The following is a 23,126-nucleotide window of genomic DNA, read 5'->3' on the forward strand; positions in this document are numbered from 1 at the left end:
CTTCCATTCTATGAGCAACAGAATCTGGCTATCATCTCCGCACATGGGCGGCAATGAACTCAAGTATATTCACGAAGCCTTCAGTAATAACTGGGTGGCACCACTGGGTCCCAATGTTAATGGTTTTGAGGGTGATCTGGAACGCTATCTGGGAGCGGGATGTTATGTCTCGGCGCTCAGCTCCGGTACAGCAGCCCTGCATCTGGCGTTGCTGATGCTGGGTGTGGAAGCTGGCGATGATGTCTTTTGCCAGTCCATGACGTTTGCGGCTTCTGCCAATCCTATTGCCTATCTGGGTGCCCGTCCCGTTTTTATAGACAGTGAGCCGGATACTTGGAATCTTTGTCCGGATGCTTTGCGTGAAGCACTGCAGGCTTTCGCGGCAAAAGGCAGACTTCCGAAAGCCGTGATTGTAGTTCATCTCTACGGAATGCCAGCCAAAATGAAGGAGATTACAGAAATTTGCGCCGAATACGGAGTTCCCCTGATAGAAGATGCCGCCGAAGCGCTGGGGTCTGCCTATAAAGGACAGAAATGTGGGACTTTTGGCGATATGGCGGTGCTGAGCTTTAACGGCAACAAAATCATTACCACTTCGGGAGGGGGTGCGCTGGTCACCCGAAATTCAGAATATAAAAGCAAATCGATATTTTATGCCACCCAGGCACGGGATAATGCACCGCACTATGAGCATTCCCACATCGGGTACAACTACAGGCTCAGCAATGTTTCTGCAGGGATAGGCCGCGGACAGATGGAAGTATTGCAGGATCGGGTAAACGGACGCCGCCGCAATCATCAGTTTTATACCGAGCTTTTCAAAGATGCAGCGGGCATTACTGTTTTCACGGAACCTGATGCAGATTTTTTCTCCAATCACTGGCTGTCGGTCATTCTGATTGATGAAGAAAAGACGGGTTTCAGCCGGGAAGATCTGCGCAACAGCTTCTTCAATATGGAAATTGAATCCAGACCGCTCTGGAAGCCGATGCATATGCAACCGGTATTTAAAGATGCTGCCTACTACGGCGGTACCGTAGCCGAGGATTTGTTCCGTATAGGCTTGTGTCTGCCTTCCGGATCCAATCTTCAGGAGCATGAAAAGCAGCGGATTTCTGAAACCGTGAACAAAAAACTAAATCGTAATTAAAAAATGGTGATATTTGCTTAAGAAAAGCAGAGCATCAGCCCCGGGATTACCGGACCAGAACCGAACAGCTTCATGAAGGGACAGCATATTTTTAACCGGATATATAACAGTGATAATTTGTTAAGCATTACCGACATCCGGTATCTGCCCAGATGGGTTGTACTGGTGCTGGATGTGATTCTGATTTCTATAGCCATTTACTTTTCTAACTATCTCCTCAGAAAACTGACCTACGGACAGTCCATTTTCATGTATCTTGATGTGGTCTATCTGCTGATCATCGGGCTCAGTATGTTGTTCATGTTCATGTTCCGCACCTATGCGGGCATTATACGCCACTCCACGTTCATAGATCTCTTCAAACTGTTTATGGCGTGCTTCTGCACTACGGTAGTGAACGGACTCATTTGCTTTTCGTATTATCTGTTTACCGGCGAGCGGCTCATTTATATGCTGATTCCGTTTTCGGCCATTTTCTTTTCGTCCTCCTTTATTCTGCTCTTCATCTTCCGGCTCACGGTGAAAGAATTTTTTCACTATGCCCGCGAGTTCCGAAGAAGCGCCCTGCGCAAAAAAATATGGGTGCTGGGTATAGACGAGCAGGCGGTAGCCGTAGCCCGTGCGGTTATTGATAATCCGAATATGCCATATGATATTTCCGGATTCCTCACCGAAAGACACGATTCCAACCATGCCATTTTATTGGGCAAACCCATTTATTCCAAATCAAAACTGGAAACGTTCACCAAAGAAGACCTGATGCTGGACGGTATTCTGGTGGTGCAGGAAATGATGTCTAAAGAAGAACTGAACCGCTGGGTGTCCTTCTTTCTGGAAAAAGACCTTAAGGTATATAAAACCCCTACGGTGCAGCAGTTGCAGAACAATGATTCTGAAATGACCATCAAATCCATGCAGATTGAGGATTTACTGAACCGTAAGCCCATCAAAATTGATAATTCCGAGGTGAAATTACGGCACGAGGGCAAAACTGTGCTGGTTACCGGGGGTGCAGGATCCATTGGCAGTGAGATAGTAAGGCAGGTAGCGCTGTTCCGCCCGGCCATGATTGTGGTGCTGGATCAGGCAGAAACTCCGCTGCACGAAATGGAATTGGAAATGCGGGATGCCTTCCCGAATGTGACCTTTAAATTTGTCCTCGCCGATATCTCCAACCGCCATAGGCTGGTGCCGTTATTTGAAAAGTATCGATTCTCTATGGTGTATCATGCAGCGGCTTATAAACATGTTCCCCTCATTGAAGAAAACCCGCATGAGGCCGTTTTGGTCAATGTGCTGGGTAGTAAAAACCTGGCATCGCTGGCCAGTGAATATCAGGTGAACCGTTTTGTAATGATCTCTACCGATAAGGCCGTGAACCCGACCAATGTGATGGGAGCGTCCAAGCGAACCGCAGAACTTATCGTTCAGGCATTGCAGGAACAGGAAGGCAATACAACAAAGTTTATTACCACCCGGTTTGGTAATGTGTTGGGCTCCAACGGCTCTGTAATCCCTCATTTTAAGAAACAGATTGCCAACGGCGGGCCGGTAACCATCACCCATCCGGATATTGTGCGGTATTTCATGACCATTCCCGAAGCCTGTGAACTGGTGCTGCAGGCCGGAACCATGGGCAATGGTGGTGAGATTTTTGTGTTTGATATGGGCGAGCCCGTGAAAATCCTGGATCTGGCCGAAAGAATGATCAAACTCTCCGGACTGGAGCCGCATGGCGACATCCGCATCATCTATACAGGATTGAGACCGGGAGAGAAACTTTATGAGGAACTCCTTTCTGATGGTACCAAAACGCTGCCTACCCACCATGAGAAAATCATGATTTCAAAAGATGCCAGTATGCCATATGACGTGATAGACGGACATACCACTCTGGTGGTGAAAGCCGCTCTGAGACGGGATAAATTGGAAGTGGTGAGTGGCCTGAAGAGAATTGTACCCGAATTCATCAGCAATAATTCCATCTACGAAATTCTGGATTAAAATACAGCAATCTACCGCTTTTGCTTGTCAATTTTCTGATGACAGGCATTTTTTCTTATGATGATGATAGTTTTTTACCAATTCATGCAGTCAGACCGTAATTTTTCACTATTTTAGACCCCATTTTCACGGTGGAATACAGGAACTGGAAATTCTGCCGCCCTCTGCCCTGCGCAGCGGGCTTTAATTAGTACGTAGATGTTGAAAAAGATATCATTTGCCGTAGTAGGTTGCGGTCAGATCGGGAAAAGACACGCCGGAATTATAGAACAGAGTGAGAGCTGTGAACTTGCCGCGCTGATCGATATTAAAATGAAAGAAACCCTGAATCTGGAAGCCTTTCAGGCTCCGTTTTTTCAGAGTCTGGAAGCGTATCTGAACTCCGGTGAGGTGGCAGATGTCATCACACTGGCCACGCCAAACGGACTTCATTACAGCCAGGCCCTGCAGGTGCTGGAGGCCTGCCGCCATGTGGTGATTGAAAAGCCGATGGCCCTGAAAAAAGAAGAGGCAGAACACCTGATGAACCTGGCACAGCAAAAAAATCTACGCGTCTTCATGGTAATGCAGAACCGATTTTCGCCACCGTCACAATGGTTGAAAAATATGGTGGACAGCGGAACGCTGGGCGATATTTATATGGTACAGATGAACTGTTACTGGAACCGCGATGAGCGGTACTACCTGCACCACGATTGGCATGGCCGCAGCGATATGGATGGTGGAACCCTGTACACGCAGTTCTCTCACTTTATAGACATCATGTACTGGCTGTTTGGCGATATAGAGAACATCAGCGCCCGCTTCGCCGATTTTAACCATGAGCATCTTACAGCATTCGAGGACAGCGGTACGGTACATTTTGATTTTGTGAACGGGGGAATGGGGACGCTGAATTTTTCTACCGCCGTGTGGAATCAGAATCTGGAAAGTTCGCTGACGGTCATTGCGCAGAACGGATCGGTAAAAATAGGCGGCCAGTATATGGACAAGGTAGAAGTGTGTACTGTAAAGGATTATGAAATGCCACAGCTGATCCCCACCAATCCGGGAACAGATTATGGACATTATAAAGGCTCGGCGGCCAACCATCAGCATATTCTGGATAATATTGTAGAGGTGCTTACTCAGAATGGCCGTCCGGCGGTAGAAGTCTCAGACGGCGTGCAGGTCACCGATATCATTTGCAGAATCTACGCTGCTGGAAAAAAAATTTAATTCACGGTATGTTGCACTCCTGGTGATGTTGCAGCCCGCCTTAAAAAATCAATATTGTATATTTGCAAAACTCAAATCCTGAAAAACATATGAACCGGTATAAATTGCTGATTTTAGGAACTTTAATTGCGGGTCTCACCGCTTGTACACCCCAGCAGGGACCCAGTGAACTCAATTATTTACAGAATGTGGAACAGCTGGCTACGGATGCGGCGCTGCGGAATGCGGTGACCACTATTCAGAAAGGCGACCAGCTGGCCATTTTCATTACCGCCAAAGACATGACGGTAGTGGCACCTTTCAATCAGAATTATTCTTCTGCAGAAGCCTCCCAATATTCAACACCCAGCACCAATGCGCCCATGGCTCAGGTTCTGGATAAAGCTACGGCGCCCATTTATCTGGTCAATTCGCAGGGCCAGATCGACTTTCCGGTCATTGGCAAGATGAATACCACGGGGAAAACGCTGGTGGAGTTTCAGGATGAACTGCGGGATGAAGTTTCGCGCTATGTTAAGAATCCTTCGGTGAGCATCAAAATTACTAATTATAAAGTAACGGTTTTGGGTGAGGTGAACCAACCCGGGCAGTACACGATTCCGGACGGGCAGGCTACGGTGCTCAATGCGCTGGGTCTGGCAGGTGATCTCACGATGTACGGGAAGCGGGACAATGTTTTGCTGGTGCGAACCGAAAATGGCCAGATCACGAAAGAGCGCATCAATCTGATGGATGTGGATTTCATTGATTCACCGTACTATCAGCTGAAGCAGAATGACGTGATTTACATTTCTGCCAATGAGACCAAGGAAAAAGCCGCTCGTCTGAATCCCAACACCGGAACCTATATTGCCGTAGCCGGCACAATTATAGGCCTTGCCGGGATTTTTGTAACCATCTTTAAAAATTAATCATACCCAATAATCATGAGCGAAAACTCAGTTTCAAAACCATCTGCGGAGGTGGATATTAATGAAATTATTAAACCATATATCCGGAAATGGTGGTGGTTTGTATTATCTGCTTTAGCATTTCTGGCCCTGGCTGTTTTTTATATTAAAAATACCGCACCTTCTTATGAAATCAAATCACAGGTACTGATAAAAGATGCCAAAAAAGGGATGTCCGGAGATTTAAGTATGCTCACTGATTTGTCCGGTTTTGGAGGAATGGCTACCAACAGCATCGAAAACGAATTAGAAGTTTTCAAATCAAAGAAAATGATGCACAAAGTGGTGACCGACCTTGGCTTGCAGGTTCATGTATATGATAAGGAAGGTTTCCTGACAACAGAACTTTACAAAGAAAGTGCACCGGTGGTGGTTACGGTAATATCAGAAAAAGATTATGAAGATGAAATTCAACCGCTGGAAGTGACGCTGGCCGGCGACAAAATCACCCTGGTTTCAGAAGATCTCAGCAAACCGCTGGTGACTACGTTCAGCAAGACCATCAGCCTGCCATATGCGAATATCATGATTTTGCGTAACAAAGATTATGATGCAAAAAAATATCCGGTAAAAGGACAGCTCCTGCTTTCTTATGCATCTTCAGATTCCAGAGTGTCTCAGTATCAGAAGCAAATGTCCATTGATCTGGCCAATAAAGATGTAACCGTAATTGATCTCATTTTGAAGTATGGCAATGTAACCAAAGCCAAGGAGATGGTGAACAAACTGGTTGAAGCTTATAATGAGGATGCGATGGAAGACAAAAATTCTGAGTCACAGAAAACCAAAGACTTCATTGATGAAAGAATAGCCATTATTGCAGAAGAACTGGGAGATGTGGAAGGGCAGAAGGAACGGTTCAAAACCCAGAATCAGATTGTAGACCTTCTTACCGAGGCTAGAATAAATTATGGTACCTCTGAGGCTGCCAGAGCCAAATTACTGGAAACAGAAACGAAGTTGCAACTGATTAATGATCTGAGTAGCTTCATCCAAAGGCAGGGTATTAATCAGACCTTACCCATGGGACTTGGTCTGGAGACAGAAGGAGTACAATCTGCGATTTCGGCATATAACCTTCTGGTGCTGGAACGCAACAGGTTACTGGAAAATGCCACGCCCGAAAATCCATTGGTTGTGGAACTTACAAAACAACTGAATTCTACTAAAGGACTGGTAATGGAAAATCTGCGAAATGGCAGAAAAGCACTTTCCGCAGCCAGAGATCAGATTATGTCCGAACAGGGAACTGCCCGGGCTAATATTTCAAAAATACCTGCGCAGGAAAAAATGTTCCGGAATATTGAAAGACAACAGCAAATTAAAGAAAGTTTGTACCTTCTTTTGCTGGAAAAGAGAGAAGAGGCCGCCATTTCCATGGCAATTACAGCTTCAAAAGCCAGAGTGGTGGATGCGGCCTATGCATCAGAAAAACCGGTATCTCCCAAGAAGATAATGATTTTAGGAGGTGCTTTGCTCATGGGGCTTCTGCTGCCGTTTTCCCTGATCTATCTTAAAGATTTACTGAACAATAAAGTGCGGTCCAAGGAAGATCTTCTTACCCTATCAGATAAAAAACCAGTATTGGGTGAAGTTCCGAGCTTACGCCGTGGCGATAACGAACTGGTCCAGGTAAATGATCTGACACCTATGGCTGAAGCCTTCAGAATCATTATTACCAACCTAAGTTTTATGCTGCCGAAGCAGGAGCAGGGGAATGTGGTATTTGTAACATCGACTGTGCAGGGTGAGGGAAAAACGTTTGTGTCAGTGAATCTGGCGCTGACTTTGGCGGGTCCCGGCAAAAAGGTCATCATCATTGGATCTGATATACGGAACCCGCAGTTGCAGCGTTATAATAAAGAACGTAAAGGAGTCGACGGACTTACAGAATATTTATATGATGATACCCGAACGGTCTCAGAGCTTATTCACCAATCTGTTTATAACCCGCATCTGGATGTGATTTATTCCGGAAGCATTCCGCCAAATCCTACCGAACTGCTTACTAATGGCCGGTATGAAGAATTGCTGGCAGAATTGAAACACCGCTATCAGTATATTATTCTGGATACTGCACCAATGATGCTGGTTACCGATACGGCGCTGATTGCAGCGCTTGCCGATGCCACCATCTATGTAACCCGTTCCGGCTATACAGAGAAGCCTCTGATTGATTTTGCCAATAAACAATTTGAATCAGAAAGGGTTAAAAATGCAGCTTTCGTGCTGAATGATGTGTCCAAAGAGTATTTTGGCTATGGGAATAAGTATGGATATGGGTATAGTGCCAGAGACGAGTCATTTTTAAGTAAGTTGAAAAGCAGATTTTAGCATTCCCGATGAAGATCGTTCCACAAATTATACAAGTACCGAAGATTCTGGATGCGCGGGGAAACCTCTCGTTTTTTGAGCATCCGAAACAGTTGCCTTTTGAGATCGCCCGCACGTACTGGGTCTATGATGTGCCGGGTGGTGAAACCCGCGGCAGCCACGCTTTCAGAGAGCAGCAGGAATTCATTGTGGCGCTTTCCGGAAGTTTTGATGTGGTACTTCATGACGGGGAAGAAGAGCAGAAATTTCAGTTGAATCGTTCTTATTACGGATTGTTTGTGCCGAAAATGTACTGGCGCCGCATGGAAAATTTCTCCACCAATTCACTGGCACTCATCGTGTCAGATAAATTGTATGATGCCGGTGATTACATCAGGGATTTTGAAGAATTTAAAGCATTACGGAATGGATAGACTTACAGTTTTTGACTGCTCGGTGATTGATCTGGGAAAGGTGAACTTTGCAGAAGGAAATTTGACCGTTGTAGAAAATCAGTCGGCTTTTCCTTTTGATGTTAAAAGAGTCTTTTATCTCTATGACATTGCCGGTGGCGAAAGCAGGGGAGCGCATGCACATATAGAGTGTCACCAGTTTCTTATAGCAGCCAGCGGAAGTTTTGAAGTAAGTCTGGATGATGGAAAGTACAAAAGACAAGTATTTCTGAACCGGCCCGATTTAGGTTTGCATATTCCGCCGGGCGTATGGGCATCAGAAATGAACTTTTCTTCCGGAGCGATCTGTCTGGTTCTGGCATCGCATGCGTATAACGAGGCAGATTATATTCGGAATTATGATGATTATTTAAAATATCTCAAACATGGTTAAGATTCATCCGCTTGCAGATGTGCAGTCAGAAAATATCGGAGAAGGCAGCATGGTATGGCAATTTTCAGTGATTCTGAAAGATGCGGTCATCGGCAGGAACTGCAATATCAATTGCCAGGTTTTTATTGAAAATGATGTAAACATCGGCGACAATGTCACGATTAAGCCCGGCGTGCAGATTTGGGATGGAGTCATGCTGGAAGATGATGTTTTCATAGGCCCGAACGTGACCTTTACCAATGATTTGGTTCCGAGATCCAAGCAGTATCCGGAGAAGTTTGAAAGAACTGTAGTGAAAAAAGGAGCTTCCATAGGCGCCAACGCCACGGTAGTTGCCGGAAACACCATTGGCGAATATGCCTTAATTGGTGCCGGTAGTGTGATTACCAAAGATATTCCGCCATACTCGGTGTGGTTCGGAAATCCCGCAAAACAAAGAGGAACCATAGATAAAACGGGTACCATTACTTACACAAACAAGAACAATGATTAAGTTTTTAGATTTACAAAAAATAAACCTGGCGCATCAGCAGGAAATAGAAGAACGAATGGTCAATACCTTCCGGTCAGGTTGGTATTTGCTGGGAAATGAAGTGAAGAATTTTGAAACCAATCTTGCCGGCTATATCGGTGCCCATCATGCCATCGGAGTTGCCAATGGTCTGGATGCACTGCGGCTGATTCTTCGTGGTTATATTGAAATGGGTGTGATGCAGGCGGGAGATGAAGTCATTGTGCCTGCCAATACCTATATCGCCTCGGTTCTTGCCATTTCAGATAATGGTCTGGTGCCGGTTTTGGTAGAACCGGATCGTGAAACTTTTAACATCAACATTTCTGCAATCGAGGAAAAAATCAGTTCCAGAACAAAAGCGATTATGATTGTACATCTGTACGGTAGAATTGTCTTTTCTGAAGAACTTAAAGAAATGGCAAAGAAACATAATCTGAAGATTGTTGAAGACAATGCACAGGCCATTGGAGCGAAGTGGAACGCCATCAAATCCGGAAATCTGGGAGATGCTGCAGGCTTTAGTTTTTATCCAGGTAAAAATTTAGGTGCTCTGGGCGATGCAGGAGCAGTGACCACCAACGATGAAGAACTGGCCAAAACCATCCGTGCACTGGCTAACTATGGCTCCAATCAGAAATATGTCAATATTTACCAGGGATTAAATTCGCGCTTAGACGAAATTCAGGCTGCGGTTTTAAATGTGAAACTGAAATATATTGATGCTGAAAACGCAAGAAGAAGAGAAATTGCCAACAGATACGTTACAGAAATCAATAATAAGAATATCACGCTTCCTCAATTACCTGAAAATCAGGAAGAGCACGTGTGGCACTTGTTTGTAATCCGTACAAAGGAGCGGGAATCGCTGCAGCAATACCTGCAGGAAAACGGGGTGCAGACTTTAATTCACTATCCCATCCCGCCGCATCACCAGCAAGCGTATCGAGAATGGAACCAGTGGGCGTTTCCCGTTACAGAAGCCATTCACTGCGAAGTGCTGAGTCTGCCCATCAGTCCGGTAATGAGTGATGATGAGGTGAGTGCAGTGATTACGGTAATCAATTCATTTAATGTTAAGTAAGATAAAATCTTTATTGATGACTGACCTGATAAAAGTTTTTTCTTTTACAGGTCTTTCTACTTTGGTAAAGATGCTTACCAGCTATGTCACCATTAAAGTGGTAGCATCAGTGGTGGGACCTGGTGGCATTGCTCTGATAGGTCAGTTACAGAATTTAGTTGGAATTATGACGGCTTTGGGAGGTGGCGGAATTAATAATGGAGTAGTAAAGTATGTAGCTGAGTATAAGGATGATGAAACCCTTCTCGATAAATATATTCAAATTGGCTTAAGAATAACCATAATCTTTTCTCTGATTTTGGGTGCATTTCTGATTCTAGCTGCAGAATATTTTAGTATCCAATTGCTGCTTGATGATAAGTATTCATATGTTTTTACTTGCCTGGGAATTAATTTAATACTCATTTCGTTAAATAATTATTTTGTTTCTATCCTTAACGGCTTTAAAGAATTCAAAAAGTTTGTTACGTTAAATATTATAACAAGCATAGTGGGGCTGTTTTTTACGGTTTGCCTTGTCTATATTTATAAACTCGAAGGAGCGCTTTTATCTTTGGTGACTTATCAAAGTATCATCATTTTCATTACGTATTTATTTGTACGAAAAACCCCTTGGTTTAAAAGAACTAAATTATGGGGGGCTTGGAATAGAGTGATAGTAAAGAAGTATTTATCCTATTCCCTGATGGCAGTAGTTTCTGCACTCACGCTGCCGCTGGCTCAGCTATTTATCCGAAGTGAAATTATAAATAATCTATCACTTACTGATGCTGGGTACTGGGAGGCTATGAATCGAGTTTCAGCTTTATATTTAATGTTTATTACTACTTCTTTTACAGTTTACTATTTGCCCATACTATCAGAAATACAGGACAAACTGATGCTTCGCCGGGAAATTTTTAAAATTTACAAGATTATAACTCCGGTTATTATAGTAAGTTTAATCTTTATTTATTATACAAAAGATTTTGTAATTACATTATTGTTTTCAGATGAGTTCAGACCCATGCTGGGTTTGTTTTTCTGGCAGTTACTGGGGGATTTTTTCAAAATCATGAGTTGGATTTTAGCATTTATCATGGTGGCGAAATCTATGACAAAGGTATATATTGTAACAGAGGTTGTGTTTTCGCTGCTCTTTGTAGTCCTCGCCATGAAATTTATGTACCATTTTGGTCTCTTAGGTATTACCCAGGCTTATTGTTTAAATTATTTTTTATATTTGGGAATTATGGTTATTATATTTAGAAAACTTTTGCTTGGTAAATCGTTATGAAGATATTAATTCCTTTAGTGGGTAGTTTCAGTAAAGAGGGAGGATGGCGCGTACTTTCTGAATTGGCTAACAAATGGATGGATTTTAATCATGAAGTCATATTTCTGTCTCACAAAAAATTAAAACCACCGTATTATCCTACCAAGGCACGCATTATTTATTATGATAACAGTGGAAACGTAGTCACAGAAGGAGACGAGGATTATCCAGCGCCCATCGGCGGGCCATTCATTTTACGTATATTACTAAGAAAAGCATTAAATAAACTCGAGGCTGATGTCGTACTTGCCACACAACATTTCACTGCAGATCCGGTTGCGAAAAGTACGATTAAAGCTAAAAAGTTTTATTATGTACAGGCATATGAGCCTGATTTCTATAATTCGGGTCCTTTAAGATATAAAATTTATAAGCAGATAGCAAAAAATTCCTACAAAAAGGGTTTAAATATCATTGTCAATGCCCCTATGTATAAAAATTATAAGGAAATCATTTCTGACAAGGTTGTGTATCCTGGTTTAGATATGGAACTATTTTATTCTAATTCTAAAGGCATTACAGACCGCGAAGTATTCATCTTGGGAACGATAGGCAGAATGGAGATTTTTAAAGGAACTCATATAATTCTGGAAGCTTTTTCGAAACTGCGATTGCAACTCGGCAGTTCTATAGAATTACATATCGCATTTGGTGATGAAAACTGGTCAAATATAGATGGGGTGACGATGCATTTTCCGAAAGGAGATCGGGAGCTGGCAGAATATTACAGAAGTTTGGATTGTTATGTATGTGCGCAGTATATTCAACTTGATGCCGTGCACTATCCCATCATAGAATCTATGGCATGTGGAGTGCCGGTAATCACAACAGGCTATTATCCAAGTAACGAGTATAATTCCTGGCAAATCGAGATAAAGAATGTACAATCAATAGTTGATAAGGTAATGGACTTGCAAAGCAATAAGGAATTAGTGCTAGAAAAGGTAGAGCGTGGTCTACATTCCATAAAAGAATTTGAATGGAGTTTATTAGCAAGAAAAATGATTAATTATTTCAAAGAATGATTGTAGGTATTTTCGTTGTTTTTTTTGTTTCGTTTGTACTTCTGGTCCATCCTTCTAAAATTAAGTCTATTAATAGGATTACTTCGTCTGTGTTAGTACTTATATTAATAGCGTTTGCAGGTTTCCGAGATGGTAAAAAGTTTAACGACTATGGAATGTATGTTCAGGCGTGGAATAGACTAGATTATTCAGCAAACCAAATCGAAATCTCTTATATTTTTATCCGGAATTTATTACGGGATAATTTTGAATTCTCCTATATAAGTATCTTCGTGCTATATGCTATTCTAGGCGTAACATCGAAAGTGATTGCGATAAGAAACATGACAAATTTATTTTATTTGTCCATTCTCATGTATGTGAGTCATTTTTATATACTGCATGAATTGACACAGATAAGAGCCGGTGTTGCAGCTGGTTTTATATTACTTGCTATAAAGCCTCTTTACGATCGAAATTTTAAATATTTTGTTTTATTTGTAGCTATTGCTACATTTTTTCATTATTCAGCTATACTTATTCTCACCTTGTGGTTGCTCAAGAATAATAGCAAAATTAAAGTTCTATATTTTATAGTTCCTGCTGGATATATATTATATTTTGTTGGTTTTAATTTTATTCAGAATATTCCAATTCCCTACTTCCAAACAAAACTGGAAGCTTATCAAGATCTTTCACGTAAAGGTGTGGGAGGGTATGATACAATTAATGTATTTAATGCATTTTATTTGGTAAAGGTTGCAATGTTTTATTTGATACTAATCAATCATAAGAATATAGCACCATATAACAAATACTTCTACTTATTAGTGAAAATTGAGGGCATTGCGCTTTGTGCATTACCTAGTTTATCTCTAATACCTGCCATTGCCTATAGGGTACATGAATTGTTTGGTATTGTGGAATTGATTTTATTTCCTTTAGTTATTTATATTTTTAAGGTGAGAATTGTAGGCTATTGCTTTGCGATTGCTTTAGCATTAATTTTTCTTTGTATGAATGTATTTTATAATCAGCTAATTCTTAGTTAAGTGAAAATTTCTATACTCTTAGCAACATATAATTCTTCTAAGTATTTACGAGCACAATTGGATTCTTTATTTGCGCAAACTGAAAAGAAATGGGACCTGGTAATCAGAGATGATGGGTCGTCTGATGATACCATTGAAATAATTCATGAATACCAGGCAAAATTTTCTAATGTCCATTTAATTCAAGATGGTGATAGGAATTTAGGTCCCAAGGTAAGTTTTATGAGATTATTGACAGTGACCGAAGCTGATTACTACTTCTTTTGCGATCATGATGATGTTTGGATGCCAACTAAAATAGAACGCTCGTTAAAATTGATGATTTCCACTGAATTAGAATTTAGTAAAAGTCCGGTAATTGTTCATACGGATTTAACAGTCGCAGACCAAGATCTCAATATAATTTCGGATTCTTTTTGGAATTTTTCTAAAATACAACCCAAAATATTGGAAAATAAGAACTTGATACAAGTTTTTAATTGTGTTACGGGTTGCACAATGGTCTGCAATCACCGGGTTAAGGATATAGCATTTCCTTATCCTTCTTCTATTCCAATGCATGATTGGTGGCTAGCCCTAAATACGTTACGATATGGTGGTGTAATAAAGCATGTTCCAGAATCCACAATTTTATATCGACAACATATGAGTAACGAGGTAGGCGCAAGGAAGGTAGGTTTATCATATTTTAGGAATAAAATGAGGAACATATTCTCCACTTTACGAGGACAAAAGCAAATATTAGATTTTTTAAATGATATTGAAGGGTTAAATTTTGTACAATATTATTTTTACAAAATTTTATATACAATTCAGAGAAATTATTGATATGATAAATAATTATTATAAACTGAAGTTTTTGCTGATAATGATTTATGAACTTGTTTTTTTGCCTATTCTTATGATTTATGAAGAATATAAAAAAATAGTTAGTTCCAGAAAGCCCTTGAATGTAACAAAAAGGAGAGAAATAGTTCAGAACAAAAGGATCTTTATAAATATACATGAATGGGGGGGGTATGATTATGAAAGGAAAAAGGAAATAAAGGGTGTAATTCCGTTTAAGTGCGGACTAAAACATCAACTTGAAAGATTTAAAAATAATCAATGTAAATATGAGAAAGTAATAAATGTCACTATTTCGGAAATTGAAAAATTTAAATACTTAGACCAAGTGAAAGAGTATGGGTGCAATGTCGAGTCAGTTTCAAACAAAGGAATGGACTTTTCTGGTTATGAGTATTTTTATAATAACGTTAAATATGAGCCGAATGCTTTCGTTATCTTAACAAATTCTTCTGTACATAAGGAGCAAACAATATTTTTGAATACGTATGTCCAGTATATGGAGAGGAATACCGATGTTGCTATATTAGGTGTGTCCTATTGCGCAAAAAGAATGCAAACTCTGGTACGAAACAATTTTACCCCTCATCTACAGAGTTTTTTTCTACTCACTACAATAAAAGTGTTGGAAGAGATTGTTGAAGCAAATGGAAATAAATTTCCGGGCTCGGGAATTAATCATAAATTATTGCTAATAAGAGAAGGTGAGATAAAGATTTCTAGGATAGCACTAAAACTTGGTTATAATCTTGCAGTTACTCAGCATGATGGTTCAGTTTTCAAATTCGGTCAGAATTCTGCAACTGATAACGGATGGAAGCGATGGACATTGAAGAAAACTGACGTAAGACTTTTCTTAAAAAAACCCAATTTGATTAATGAAATTACGTAACATCTTATTTATATTATTTTGTATGGCCTCAGTTAACCTTTCTGCGGGCATAATTACGCTTCGGATGTTTGGAGCGGCGGGTGATGGTATCACAGATGATGTCGAAGCAATGAAAACTGCTTTAAGATACAGTCAGGTAAATAAAGATACCATCGATGGTGAAAATCTCACTTATTTCGTTTCCGGAAAATCAGAAATAACCCTTAATCATTTTCTGTTAAAGAATATAAACTTTGTAACTTCCAAAAAGTATGCTGATCAATTTTCCATGAAGGTAGATAGTGAGGAGGTATATATGTTAAATGTAAATTTTGATGGAGGGCGAGGCACTTATAAAACAGATATAGAAAGCTGGAAAGATTTTGCGCAGGAAAGTAATGTTGTAAGTATCTATCCAGTTCCGGATGATTTATTCTATTTTGTGAGTTTGAAGAAAGAATCAAAAATGTTGTTTGAAGAAATTAATATGAAAAATATTCATGCATCATCCTGCCTTACAGTGATAACTTTCGGAACAGTATATTTAAATAACTTATACTTTAAGAACATTAGTAACAAGACGTATCATGTTTATCATTCTGTAGATGAAGGTAAGTATCAATATGGAAAAACGATAGTGGGCGAAGTATTCGCAGAAGATATAGGAATTTTTCCGCAAAGAATAAAAGTAAATAATAAAGTGATTAATCATCAGAACATTCAAAAAATGCCTCAAGCTTCGTTTAATTTTATTGTTAGCTTTGGAGAGTATTATTTAAAGAAAGCCACAGTGAAAAATTATGGTTCTTCCGGGGTTACATCTGATAGGAACACGATTTTTAAATCAGAACTAATAAATATCGAAAATTTCTCGAACAAAACCTTCTCAAATAATCCATCTGCAGCAATGTGGTTTGAAGGAACCTCGCAAATCACCATGGAGGACGTCATCATTACTATTCGTAATCGTGATTCCCGTGATTTGCTATTTGACAGTTCTGCATTTCATATTTTTGGTATTAATTCCGTAGCAAATATCAACAATCTTACTATCAGCGGTAATATGCTAAATAAAGGATTGCGGGGTTCATTTATTGGTAAGAACAACATAAGATTTAATAATATTGTAATCTCAGGCAATTACAAGCAGGCAGTGGCCATGTTTGCGATGATGCCATTGTCCAAGATTGAAACCAAATTGTCTTTCGGGAAGGCTACAATTAATGGGGGGACTGTTGAATTTTACGGAGTAAAAGAAGTGGAAATAGATGATTTGATAGGAGTTACGGGAAAAGAACAGATTAATTTCAAACTTCCTGATAGTTCTATAACAAAAGAAAAGTACCGTATCAGTCGTTCCAATGTAAAAAATATATTTAAGAATGATGTAATAGAAAATATTGAAATATTTGATGTGAATCTAAAGGAAATTCAAACAAAAAAATTAAATTAATTATCATGATTTCCGCAAGTATTGTTCTGTATAAAAATAATATAGAAATCCTGAACGACACTATAAAAAGTATTGAAAAAAGCATAAATGCAAATGATATCTATATATTCTTAATTGATAATTCTCCAACAGATAGGTTAAAAGAAATTAATCTCCATAATAAAATGGATTATTTTCATAATCCTAGCAATCCCGGATTTGGTTCAGGGCACAATATCGCAATTAGAAGATCCATGGAACTGGATTGTCAGTATCATTTCGTAATAAACCCAGATGTATGTTTTAATAGTAATGTGATCAAACAAATGATAAGGTATATGGAAGAACATCACGATGTAGGTATGCTGATGCCTAAAATTGTTAATAATGATGGATCTGTGCAGAACCTGCCAAAATTGTTGCCGTCGCCGTATGCTCTGCTTATGCGAAAATTGCGCAGGCCAGCCTTTCTATATAACAATTTTATAAGAAATTATGAATTAAGATTTGTGCCGCAGCAAACTACTTATAATGCTCCTGTACTGTCAGGTTGTTTTACTTTGTTGAGAAACAGCGCATTAAAGGAGGTTGGATTTTACGATGAACGATTTTTCATGTATTTTGAAGATTGGGATTTGTCCAGAAGAATGCACATGAAATATAAAACCATCTATTATCCACTTGTTTCTGTGATACATGGATATGAATCTGGAGCGAATAAGAATAAAAGATTATTTGTTATTTTTGTGAAATCTGCAATCGCATATTTCAATAAATGGGGTTGGATTTGTGACCAAGGTAGAAGGAGGATTAATCGAAAAACACTTAACCAATTCTCGTGAACATCACCATCACCGGAATATCAGGTTTTGTAGGAAGCAATCTGGCCGAATATCTCTCGGGCAGAGGCATGCAGGTGCACGGTGTTTCCATGAGAGATCAGTTGTGGAAAAACGGACTGAATGGTGAAAGTGATGCCATTATTCACCTCGCAGGTAAAGCACATGATACCCAGCACACAGCAGATGAGGCAGACTATTTCCGGGTAAACAGAGATCTGACCATAGAACTTTTTGATTGGTTTCTGAGTTCCAATGTGCGGGAATTTTACTATTTCAGTTCCGTAAAAGCTGCTGCAGATCAGGTAACTGGTGCATTAACCGAAGATGTTATTCCTAATCCGCAAACTCCATATGGAAAATCGAAACTGGCTGCCGAGCAATATCTACTTAGTAAGGACTTGCCCGCAGGTAAAAGATTATTCATCATCCGCCCATGTATGATTCACGGACCGGGAAACAAGGGAAATCTGAACCTGCTTTTTCAGGTAGTGAAAAAGGGACTTCCCTGGCCACTGGCCGCCTTTGATAACCGAAGATCATTTTTAAGCATCGGAAACCTCAATGCCCTGCTGGAGCAAATGCTGACCCGTGGCGTCCCCTCCGGAGTTTATCATTTTGCCGATGACCAGACTATTTCCACCAATACCGTCATACAAATCATAGGGCGTATTACAGAAAGACCCATAAAACTTTGGAAAATCCCCCGAAAACTTATATCTTTCGCTGCCAAAACCGGAGATGTTTTTGGGTTGCCTCTGAACACTGAAAGATTACAGAAACTGACAGAAAATTATGTGGTTAGTAATCAGAAAATCAAGGATTTGCTGGAAATTGAGCAGCTCCCTTTATCAGCAGAAGAAGGTTTAGAGATTACCATAAAAAGTTTTAAAAGTTAATGGAATATAGTATAGTTACAGTTTTATTACTCATTTTTTCCTTTATATATTTCCGAATCGCCGGCCATTATAATATTACGGATGCCCCAAACCAAAGAAGTGCACATTCGGTAGTTACAGTGCGTGGCGGTGGGGTATTGTACCCGTTTGCCTATATTCTTTTCATCTTGTATGAACTGTGGTTCGGCACCGCACTCATTCAGAATTATCTGATCCTGGGCACCGGGATGATGATGCTGTGCACCGTGAGTTTTATGGATGATGTGAAACAACTTTCTTCAAAAATAAGACTCGTTTTCCAGTTTCTCTCTGTCATTCCCCTCTTGTATTTCCTGGGCGTTTTCCAGGTCATATCTCTCTGGTGGCTCCCCGTAGTGCTGATTCTGATCATCGGTATCCTCAACGCCTTTAATTTTATGGATGGAATCAACGGGATTTCCGGCTTATACAGCCTGGTAACCCTGGGGACTCTTTTGTACATCAATCAGTATGTCGTTTCATTTGCAGATACAGATTTTATTGTTTATCCTGCCCTGGCCAGTATCGTTTTTCTCTTCTTTAATTTCAGAAAGAAAGCCAAATGCTTTATGGGAGACGTGGGCAGTATGGGAATCGCATTCTGGATTGTAGTGCTCATCGGACTGCTGATGATGAAAACCGGCGAATTGAAATGGATCTTACTCCTCACCGTCTATGGCGTAGAAACGGTAGTCACCATCATGGAGCGGATCCGGCTGAGAGAGAATATTATGGAAGCGCACTGCAAGCACTTGTATCAGTTGCTGGTCAATAAATTTCATATGCCGCATCTGTCTGTAAGTACGCTGTATGCCGGTCTGCAACTGGTAATCAGTATCCTGATTATTCAGGTGCAAATCTCAGACTACCTGCTCATTCCTGCAGTCATCATCACGGCGGCTGCTCTGTATGTCTTGTTGAAGTATAACTTAAAAAAAAGGATTGCCAATGACCATCTCAGAAACTCCGCTTAAAGATTGTTATATTATAGATCCTGTACTCTTTGAGGACGAGAGGGGCTATTTCTTCGAAAAGTTTAATGAAAGAAAATTTGAAGAACTTACCGGCATGAACGGGCATTTCGTGCAGGATAATATCTCGAAATCTTCTTACGGCGTCCTCCGTGGCCTGCACCTGCAAAAAGGAGCACATGCACAGGCCAAGCTGGTTTCATGCCTGGAGGGCCGGGTGTACGATGTGGCGGTGGACCTGCGCAGAGAGTCGCCTACCTTCGGTCAATGGTTCGGAGTAGAGCTTACCGCTGAAAACAAAAGACAGTTCTATGTGCCCCGTGGATTCGGACACGGATTCTCCGTGCTCTCAGAAACGGCTGTTTTTGCCTATAAATGTGATAATTTTTATAATAAAGAATCAGAAGGGGGCGTTTTGTGGAACGATCCCGAACTCAACATCAACTGGCAACTCCCCGCCGAAGATGTTATCCTTTCAGAGAAAGATAAAGTACAGCCTACTTTTGCCAGCGGCAATTTCTGATCAGTTGGCCATCTGCATTCCAGACGGCAATTTTTCATCAGTCTATCAAATGTTATCACGGTTGCACAGGCGTCCGGAAGAATAAATCTGCATATTTTAGAGCCGCGAAATATCCCGGATTTGCTACATCAGAAAATCCCTTTTTTATTCCTAAATTTGCACCCGCAAACAGACATTCAACTTTCATGAGAACAAAATCAACCGGCCGGAAAAAAATCAACATTGTAACACTTGGATGTTCCAAAAATGTATACGATTCAGAAGTCCTGATGGGGCAGCTGCAGGCCAATGGTAAGGAGGTGGTGCATGAGGACCGCGGCGATATTGTGGTCATCAATACCTGCGGATTTATAGACAATGCCAAGGAAGAATCCATCAATACCATTCTGGATTTTGTGGAAGCCAAAAACCGGGGAGAAGTAGAACAGGTTTTCGTTACCGGATGCCTTTCTGAAAGATATAAACCGGATCTGGTACGTGAAATTCCCGATGTGGATCAGTATTTCGGTACCCGGGATCTCCCGCTGCTGCTGAAACATCTGGGCGCAGATTATAAACATGAATTGGTAGGGGAGCGGCTTACCACCACCCCCAGACATTATGCATACCTGAAAATTGCCGAGGGCTGTGACCGTCCGTGCGCTTTCTGTGCCATTCCGCTCATGCGCGGTAAAAATATTTCTACCCCAATAGAAGATCTGGTGACAGAAGCGGAAAAGCTGGCCGCAAAAGGCGTGAAAGAGTTAATCCTGATTGCTCAGGATCTGACGTATTACGGTCTGGATTTGTACAAAAAAAGGGCGTTAGGAGATTTACTGCTTCGCCTGGTAAAAGTGGAAGGCATTGAGTGGATCCGCTTGCATTACGCATTTCCTACAGGTTTTCCGGAGGACGTGCTGGAGATTATTAAAAACGAACCCAAAGTCTGCAATTATATAGACATCCCCCTGCAGCATATCAATTCCGATATTCTGAAAGCCATGAAACGGGGAACTACACACGGAAAAACCAATGCTTTGCTGGATAAATTCCGGGAGAAAGTGCCGGATATGGCCATCAGAACGACCCTGATTGTTGGTTTTCCGGGAGAAACTGAGGAGCGTTTTCAGGAACTGAAAGAGTGGGTTCGTACCCAGCGTTTTGACAGACTGGGATGCTTTACCTATTCTCACGAAGAAAACACCTCTGCCTATGCGCTGGAAGATGATGTGCCGCAGGAGGTAAAAGAAGCCCGGGTAGAGGAAATTATGGAACTGCAGTCACAGATTTCCTGGGAGAAAAATCAGGAAAGAATCGGCAAAGTGTACCGCTGTATCTTTGACCGCAAAGAAGGCAACTATTTTGTAGGCAGAACAGAATTTGATTCGCCCGATGTAGATAATACCGTGCTGGTGGAAGCCACAGATGTGTATCTGTCCATCGGTGAATTTGCAGACATCAGAATTACCGCCGCCGAAGAATTTGACCTGTATGGAGAACTGGTGTAGCAAATCATCAGAATTCTGCACTTGTTTTTATCAATAATTGAAAGAGGCTTTTGGGGTTTAAAAAAGCCTTTTCTTTTTGGCTAATCCCTGATGGTGAGGGTTTTAGCAGGGGTACAGCAGAAGGTACTATGTAAAACTTCGTTAATTATGTTAACATTCATCGTTAAAAATTAACATTTTTTAACAAACTTTCTAAAAGCCCTATTTTGAGCGGGTTTGCGATGGTGTTAACATAAAATTAACGTTTTGTTAAGAAATATTAACGGTTGGGTTGTGGCTCTGTACAGATTCGGTTTACCTTTGCCCCGTCAAAAACCAATAAAATTATTCAACATGATGAAAAGATTTGTTCTCGTAATCATAATGATGATTTCAGCTCTTGGTCTCAGTTCTTTTAAGAACACCAGTACCAATGATAACGATGAGGTGAAAACAAGTTATGCGTCGTATTACCACGACAAGTTTAATGGAAGAAAAACCGCAAGCGGAGAAGTGTTCAGCAATTCGAAACTTACCGCAGCACACAGAACTCTTCCTTTTGGAACTAAGGTGAAAGTAACCAACCTTAGAAACGGTGAAAGTGTAGTGGTTACCATTAACGACAGAGGTCCTTTCCATGCATCCCGCGCCCTGGATTTATCCAAAGCAGCGTTTGATGAGATTGGTAGTCTGCACAGAGGCACCATGCCTGTAGAGTACCAGATTGTAGAAGGATAAGAGTTTACAATTAAAATTCAGAATGCCGGTCCATGTGGGCCGGCATTTTTTATGAATATAAATAGTGTCTGTACTGGCGCAGAAATCAGGAATTAAAGTTCATCAGTGCCTCGTAAAATTCTTCTTCCATTAATCCTGCCTGCTGACAAAGCAGACGCAGGCCTTCCAGATTCTCCGCTACTGCAGGGTCCTGAAAAGGGATAGGTACGCTCCCGATTTCCGTATGAAGGGTCAGTGTATTGCCGTTTACCTCAAAATCAGGTCTGTCATAAGGGATTTTCCGGAAAAAATTGGTAATTCCTTCCATGTGCTCCAGCACCGTGCTGTCCTTCTCGGGAAAAATCAAAACACCGCCTCCCACAATGCTGCTGAGCAGTAAAGTGCTTTCCGGACTTAATGCCGACGAATGGAGTACGATATTGGGTTGAAATAAGGCGCCTTCTTCCATTTGCCGCGTGCTGAACATAGCGAAATCTTCTGGTGTTTCCTCAGACTCCTCACTGGATACTACGGTGGTGGCTTTTCCGTGAAAGGTTAAAATATGGAGAAAAAGTTCCTGCAGGGCAGGGTCTGTAAGTAATATCCGGGTAGAATTGCGGTAGTGCTGATGCAGATAAGGGACTGTCACGATGTTTACTGACCTGTTTTAGAATTCATAATTTCCTGAAAAACACGCACCACATTATCCCATCTTTCCTGATCTTGCGGCATAATCTGGCTGGCGTCTGATTTGCTGGCGGCATTGGCACCTTTTTTCACGCGGATAGAGGTGGATACTTGGTCGTACAGCTTCTTATAATCTTCCTGAATCATCCGGAAGTTATTGGCCGTCAGTGCCTGCTCCAGCTTTTGAAGGTCGGCGGTACTTATCTTCACTTTTTTGGTGGTTTTTTTGCCATTGGCTTCATAGGAATAGTGCCCGTGTCCATCTTTTATCAGAAAGTTTTCGTACACCGGATTTACACCTCCGTTTCTGGAGTAGCTGTAATCATAGTCAGAATAAACCTTTTGGCTGTTGCAGGATGCCAGGATCCACAGCAGTAGTATGGGGAGTAATTTCACTGCGTTTTTCATGA

At 41.1% G+C, this 23,126-nt stretch carries 23 protein-coding genes; 21 read left to right on the top strand and 2 right to left on the bottom strand.

What is annotated here, in order from left to right; all coding sequences use genetic code 11:
• The first annotated feature begins 10 nt into the window (after positions 1–10).
• The 21 genes from LKO26_RS10435 to LKO26_RS10535 all read left to right on the top strand — a co-directional run bounded on the left by LKO26_RS10435 (position 11) and on the right by LKO26_RS10535 (position 22,050).
• Positions 11–1,150 carry a DegT/DnrJ/EryC1/StrS family aminotransferase gene (locus LKO26_RS10435; protein ID WP_227587805.1) on the top strand — a complete coding sequence of 380 codons (1,140 nt, stop codon included), beginning with the start codon at positions 11–13 and terminating at the stop codon, positions 1,148–1,150.
• Between the two features lie 72 nt (positions 1,151–1,222).
• Positions 1,223–3,154, top strand: coding sequence for a nucleoside-diphosphate sugar epimerase/dehydratase (locus LKO26_RS10440; protein WP_227587806.1), 1,932 nt, complete (start codon positions 1,223–1,225; stop codon positions 3,152–3,154).
• Positions 3,155–3,352: 198 nt separating this feature from the next.
• Entirely contained in the window at positions 3,353–4,372 is a 1,020-nt protein-coding gene (locus LKO26_RS10445) for a Gfo/Idh/MocA family protein (RefSeq protein ID WP_227587807.1), read from the top strand.
• Between the two features lie 89 nt (positions 4,373–4,461).
• Positions 4,462–5,283, top strand: a complete 822-nt coding sequence (locus LKO26_RS10450; RefSeq protein WP_227587808.1) for a polysaccharide biosynthesis/export family protein — start codon at positions 4,462–4,464, stop codon at positions 5,281–5,283.
• Between the two features lie 15 nt (positions 5,284–5,298).
• A complete protein-coding gene (locus LKO26_RS10455; protein WP_227587809.1) occupies positions 5,299–7,656 on the top strand; it encodes a GumC family protein in 2,358 nt (785 codons plus the stop codon).
• Positions 7,657–7,664: 8 nt separating this feature from the next.
• Positions 7,665–8,069, top strand: a complete 405-nt coding sequence (locus LKO26_RS10460) for a sugar 3,4-ketoisomerase (RefSeq protein ID WP_227587810.1) — start codon at positions 7,665–7,667, stop codon at positions 8,067–8,069.
• Positions 8,062–8,481 carry a sugar 3,4-ketoisomerase gene (locus tag LKO26_RS10465; RefSeq protein WP_227587811.1) on the top strand — a complete coding sequence of 140 codons (420 nt, stop codon included), beginning with the start codon at positions 8,062–8,064 and terminating at the stop codon, positions 8,479–8,481. Before LKO26_RS10460 ends, LKO26_RS10465 begins: the two co-directional genes overlap by 8 nt.
• The gene (locus LKO26_RS10470) at positions 8,474–8,974 is read left to right on the top strand and encodes an acyltransferase (protein ID WP_227587812.1); all 501 of its coding nucleotides are present in this window, start codon (positions 8,474–8,476) and stop codon (positions 8,972–8,974) included. The genes LKO26_RS10465 and LKO26_RS10470 overlap by 8 nt, the downstream gene beginning before the upstream one ends.
• Positions 8,967–10,076 (top strand): DegT/DnrJ/EryC1/StrS family aminotransferase, encoded by a 1,110-nt coding sequence (locus LKO26_RS10475; RefSeq protein WP_227587813.1) that lies wholly within the window; start codon positions 8,967–8,969, stop codon positions 10,074–10,076. The genes LKO26_RS10470 and LKO26_RS10475 overlap by 8 nt, the downstream gene beginning before the upstream one ends.
• Positions 10,077–10,092: 16 nt before the next feature.
• Entirely contained in the window at positions 10,093–11,352 is a 1,260-nt protein-coding gene (locus LKO26_RS10480; RefSeq protein ID WP_227587814.1) for an O-antigen translocase, read from the top strand.
• Complete coding sequence (locus tag LKO26_RS10485) at positions 11,349–12,416, top strand: glycosyltransferase family 4 protein (RefSeq protein WP_227587815.1); 1,068 nt, start codon at positions 11,349–11,351, stop codon at positions 12,414–12,416. Before LKO26_RS10480 ends, LKO26_RS10485 begins: the two co-directional genes overlap by 4 nt.
• Positions 12,413–13,447: an EpsG family protein gene (locus LKO26_RS10490; RefSeq protein ID WP_227587816.1), complete on the top strand. Its 1,035-nt coding sequence runs from the start codon at positions 12,413–12,415 to the stop codon at positions 13,445–13,447. Before LKO26_RS10485 ends, LKO26_RS10490 begins: the two co-directional genes overlap by 4 nt.
• Positions 13,448–14,275: a glycosyltransferase family 2 protein gene (locus LKO26_RS10495; RefSeq protein ID WP_227587817.1), complete on the top strand. Its 828-nt coding sequence runs from the start codon at positions 13,448–13,450 to the stop codon at positions 14,273–14,275.
• Position 14,276: 1 nt separating this feature from the next.
• Positions 14,277–15,185: a hypothetical protein gene (locus tag LKO26_RS10500; protein WP_227587818.1), complete on the top strand. Its 909-nt coding sequence runs from the start codon at positions 14,277–14,279 to the stop codon at positions 15,183–15,185.
• Entirely contained in the window at positions 15,172–16,617 is a 1,446-nt protein-coding gene (locus tag LKO26_RS10505) for a hypothetical protein (protein ID WP_227587819.1), read from the top strand. Before LKO26_RS10500 ends, LKO26_RS10505 begins: the two co-directional genes overlap by 14 nt.
• Positions 16,618–16,622: 5 nt before the next feature.
• Positions 16,623–17,438, top strand: a complete 816-nt coding sequence (locus LKO26_RS10510; RefSeq protein WP_227587820.1) for a glycosyltransferase — start codon at positions 16,623–16,625, stop codon at positions 17,436–17,438.
• The gene (locus LKO26_RS10515; RefSeq protein ID WP_227587821.1) at positions 17,435–18,334 is read left to right on the top strand and encodes an NAD-dependent epimerase/dehydratase family protein; all 900 of its coding nucleotides are present in this window, start codon (positions 17,435–17,437) and stop codon (positions 18,332–18,334) included. Before LKO26_RS10510 ends, LKO26_RS10515 begins: the two co-directional genes overlap by 4 nt.
• Positions 18,334–19,326, top strand: coding sequence for an MraY family glycosyltransferase (locus LKO26_RS10520; RefSeq protein WP_227587822.1), 993 nt, complete (start codon positions 18,334–18,336; stop codon positions 19,324–19,326). The genes LKO26_RS10515 and LKO26_RS10520 overlap by 1 nt, the downstream gene beginning before the upstream one ends.
• Entirely contained in the window at positions 19,301–19,846 is a 546-nt protein-coding gene (gene rfbC / locus LKO26_RS10525) for a dTDP-4-dehydrorhamnose 3,5-epimerase (protein ID WP_227587823.1), read from the top strand. Before LKO26_RS10520 ends, rfbC begins: the two co-directional genes overlap by 26 nt.
• 185 nt (positions 19,847–20,031) lie before the next feature.
• On the top strand, positions 20,032–21,333 hold the full coding sequence (rimO, locus tag LKO26_RS10530; RefSeq protein WP_227587824.1) for a 30S ribosomal protein S12 methylthiotransferase RimO: 1,302 nt from the start codon (positions 20,032–20,034) through the stop codon (positions 21,331–21,333).
• A gap of 333 nt (positions 21,334–21,666) precedes the next feature.
• Positions 21,667–22,050 (top strand): septal ring lytic transglycosylase RlpA family protein, encoded by a 384-nt coding sequence (locus LKO26_RS10535; RefSeq protein WP_227587825.1) that lies wholly within the window; start codon positions 21,667–21,669, stop codon positions 22,048–22,050.
• Positions 22,051–22,135: 85 nt separating this feature from the next.
• Here the strand turns inward: LKO26_RS10535 and LKO26_RS10540 are convergent, their stop codons facing one another.
• Positions 22,136–22,678: a hypothetical protein gene (locus tag LKO26_RS10540; protein ID WP_227587826.1), complete on the bottom strand. Its 543-nt coding sequence runs from the start codon at positions 22,676–22,678 to the stop codon at positions 22,136–22,138.
• Positions 22,679–22,683: 5 nt separating this feature from the next.
• The gene (locus LKO26_RS10545; RefSeq protein ID WP_227587827.1) at positions 22,684–23,124 is read right to left on the bottom strand and encodes a hypothetical protein; all 441 of its coding nucleotides are present in this window, start codon (positions 23,122–23,124) and stop codon (positions 22,684–22,686) included.
• Between the last annotated feature and the right edge of the window lie 2 nt (positions 23,125–23,126).

This window comes from Chryseobacterium sp. MFBS3-17 (assembly GCF_020687745.1).
Lineage (GTDB): Bacteria > Bacteroidota > Bacteroidia > Flavobacteriales > Weeksellaceae > Marnyiella.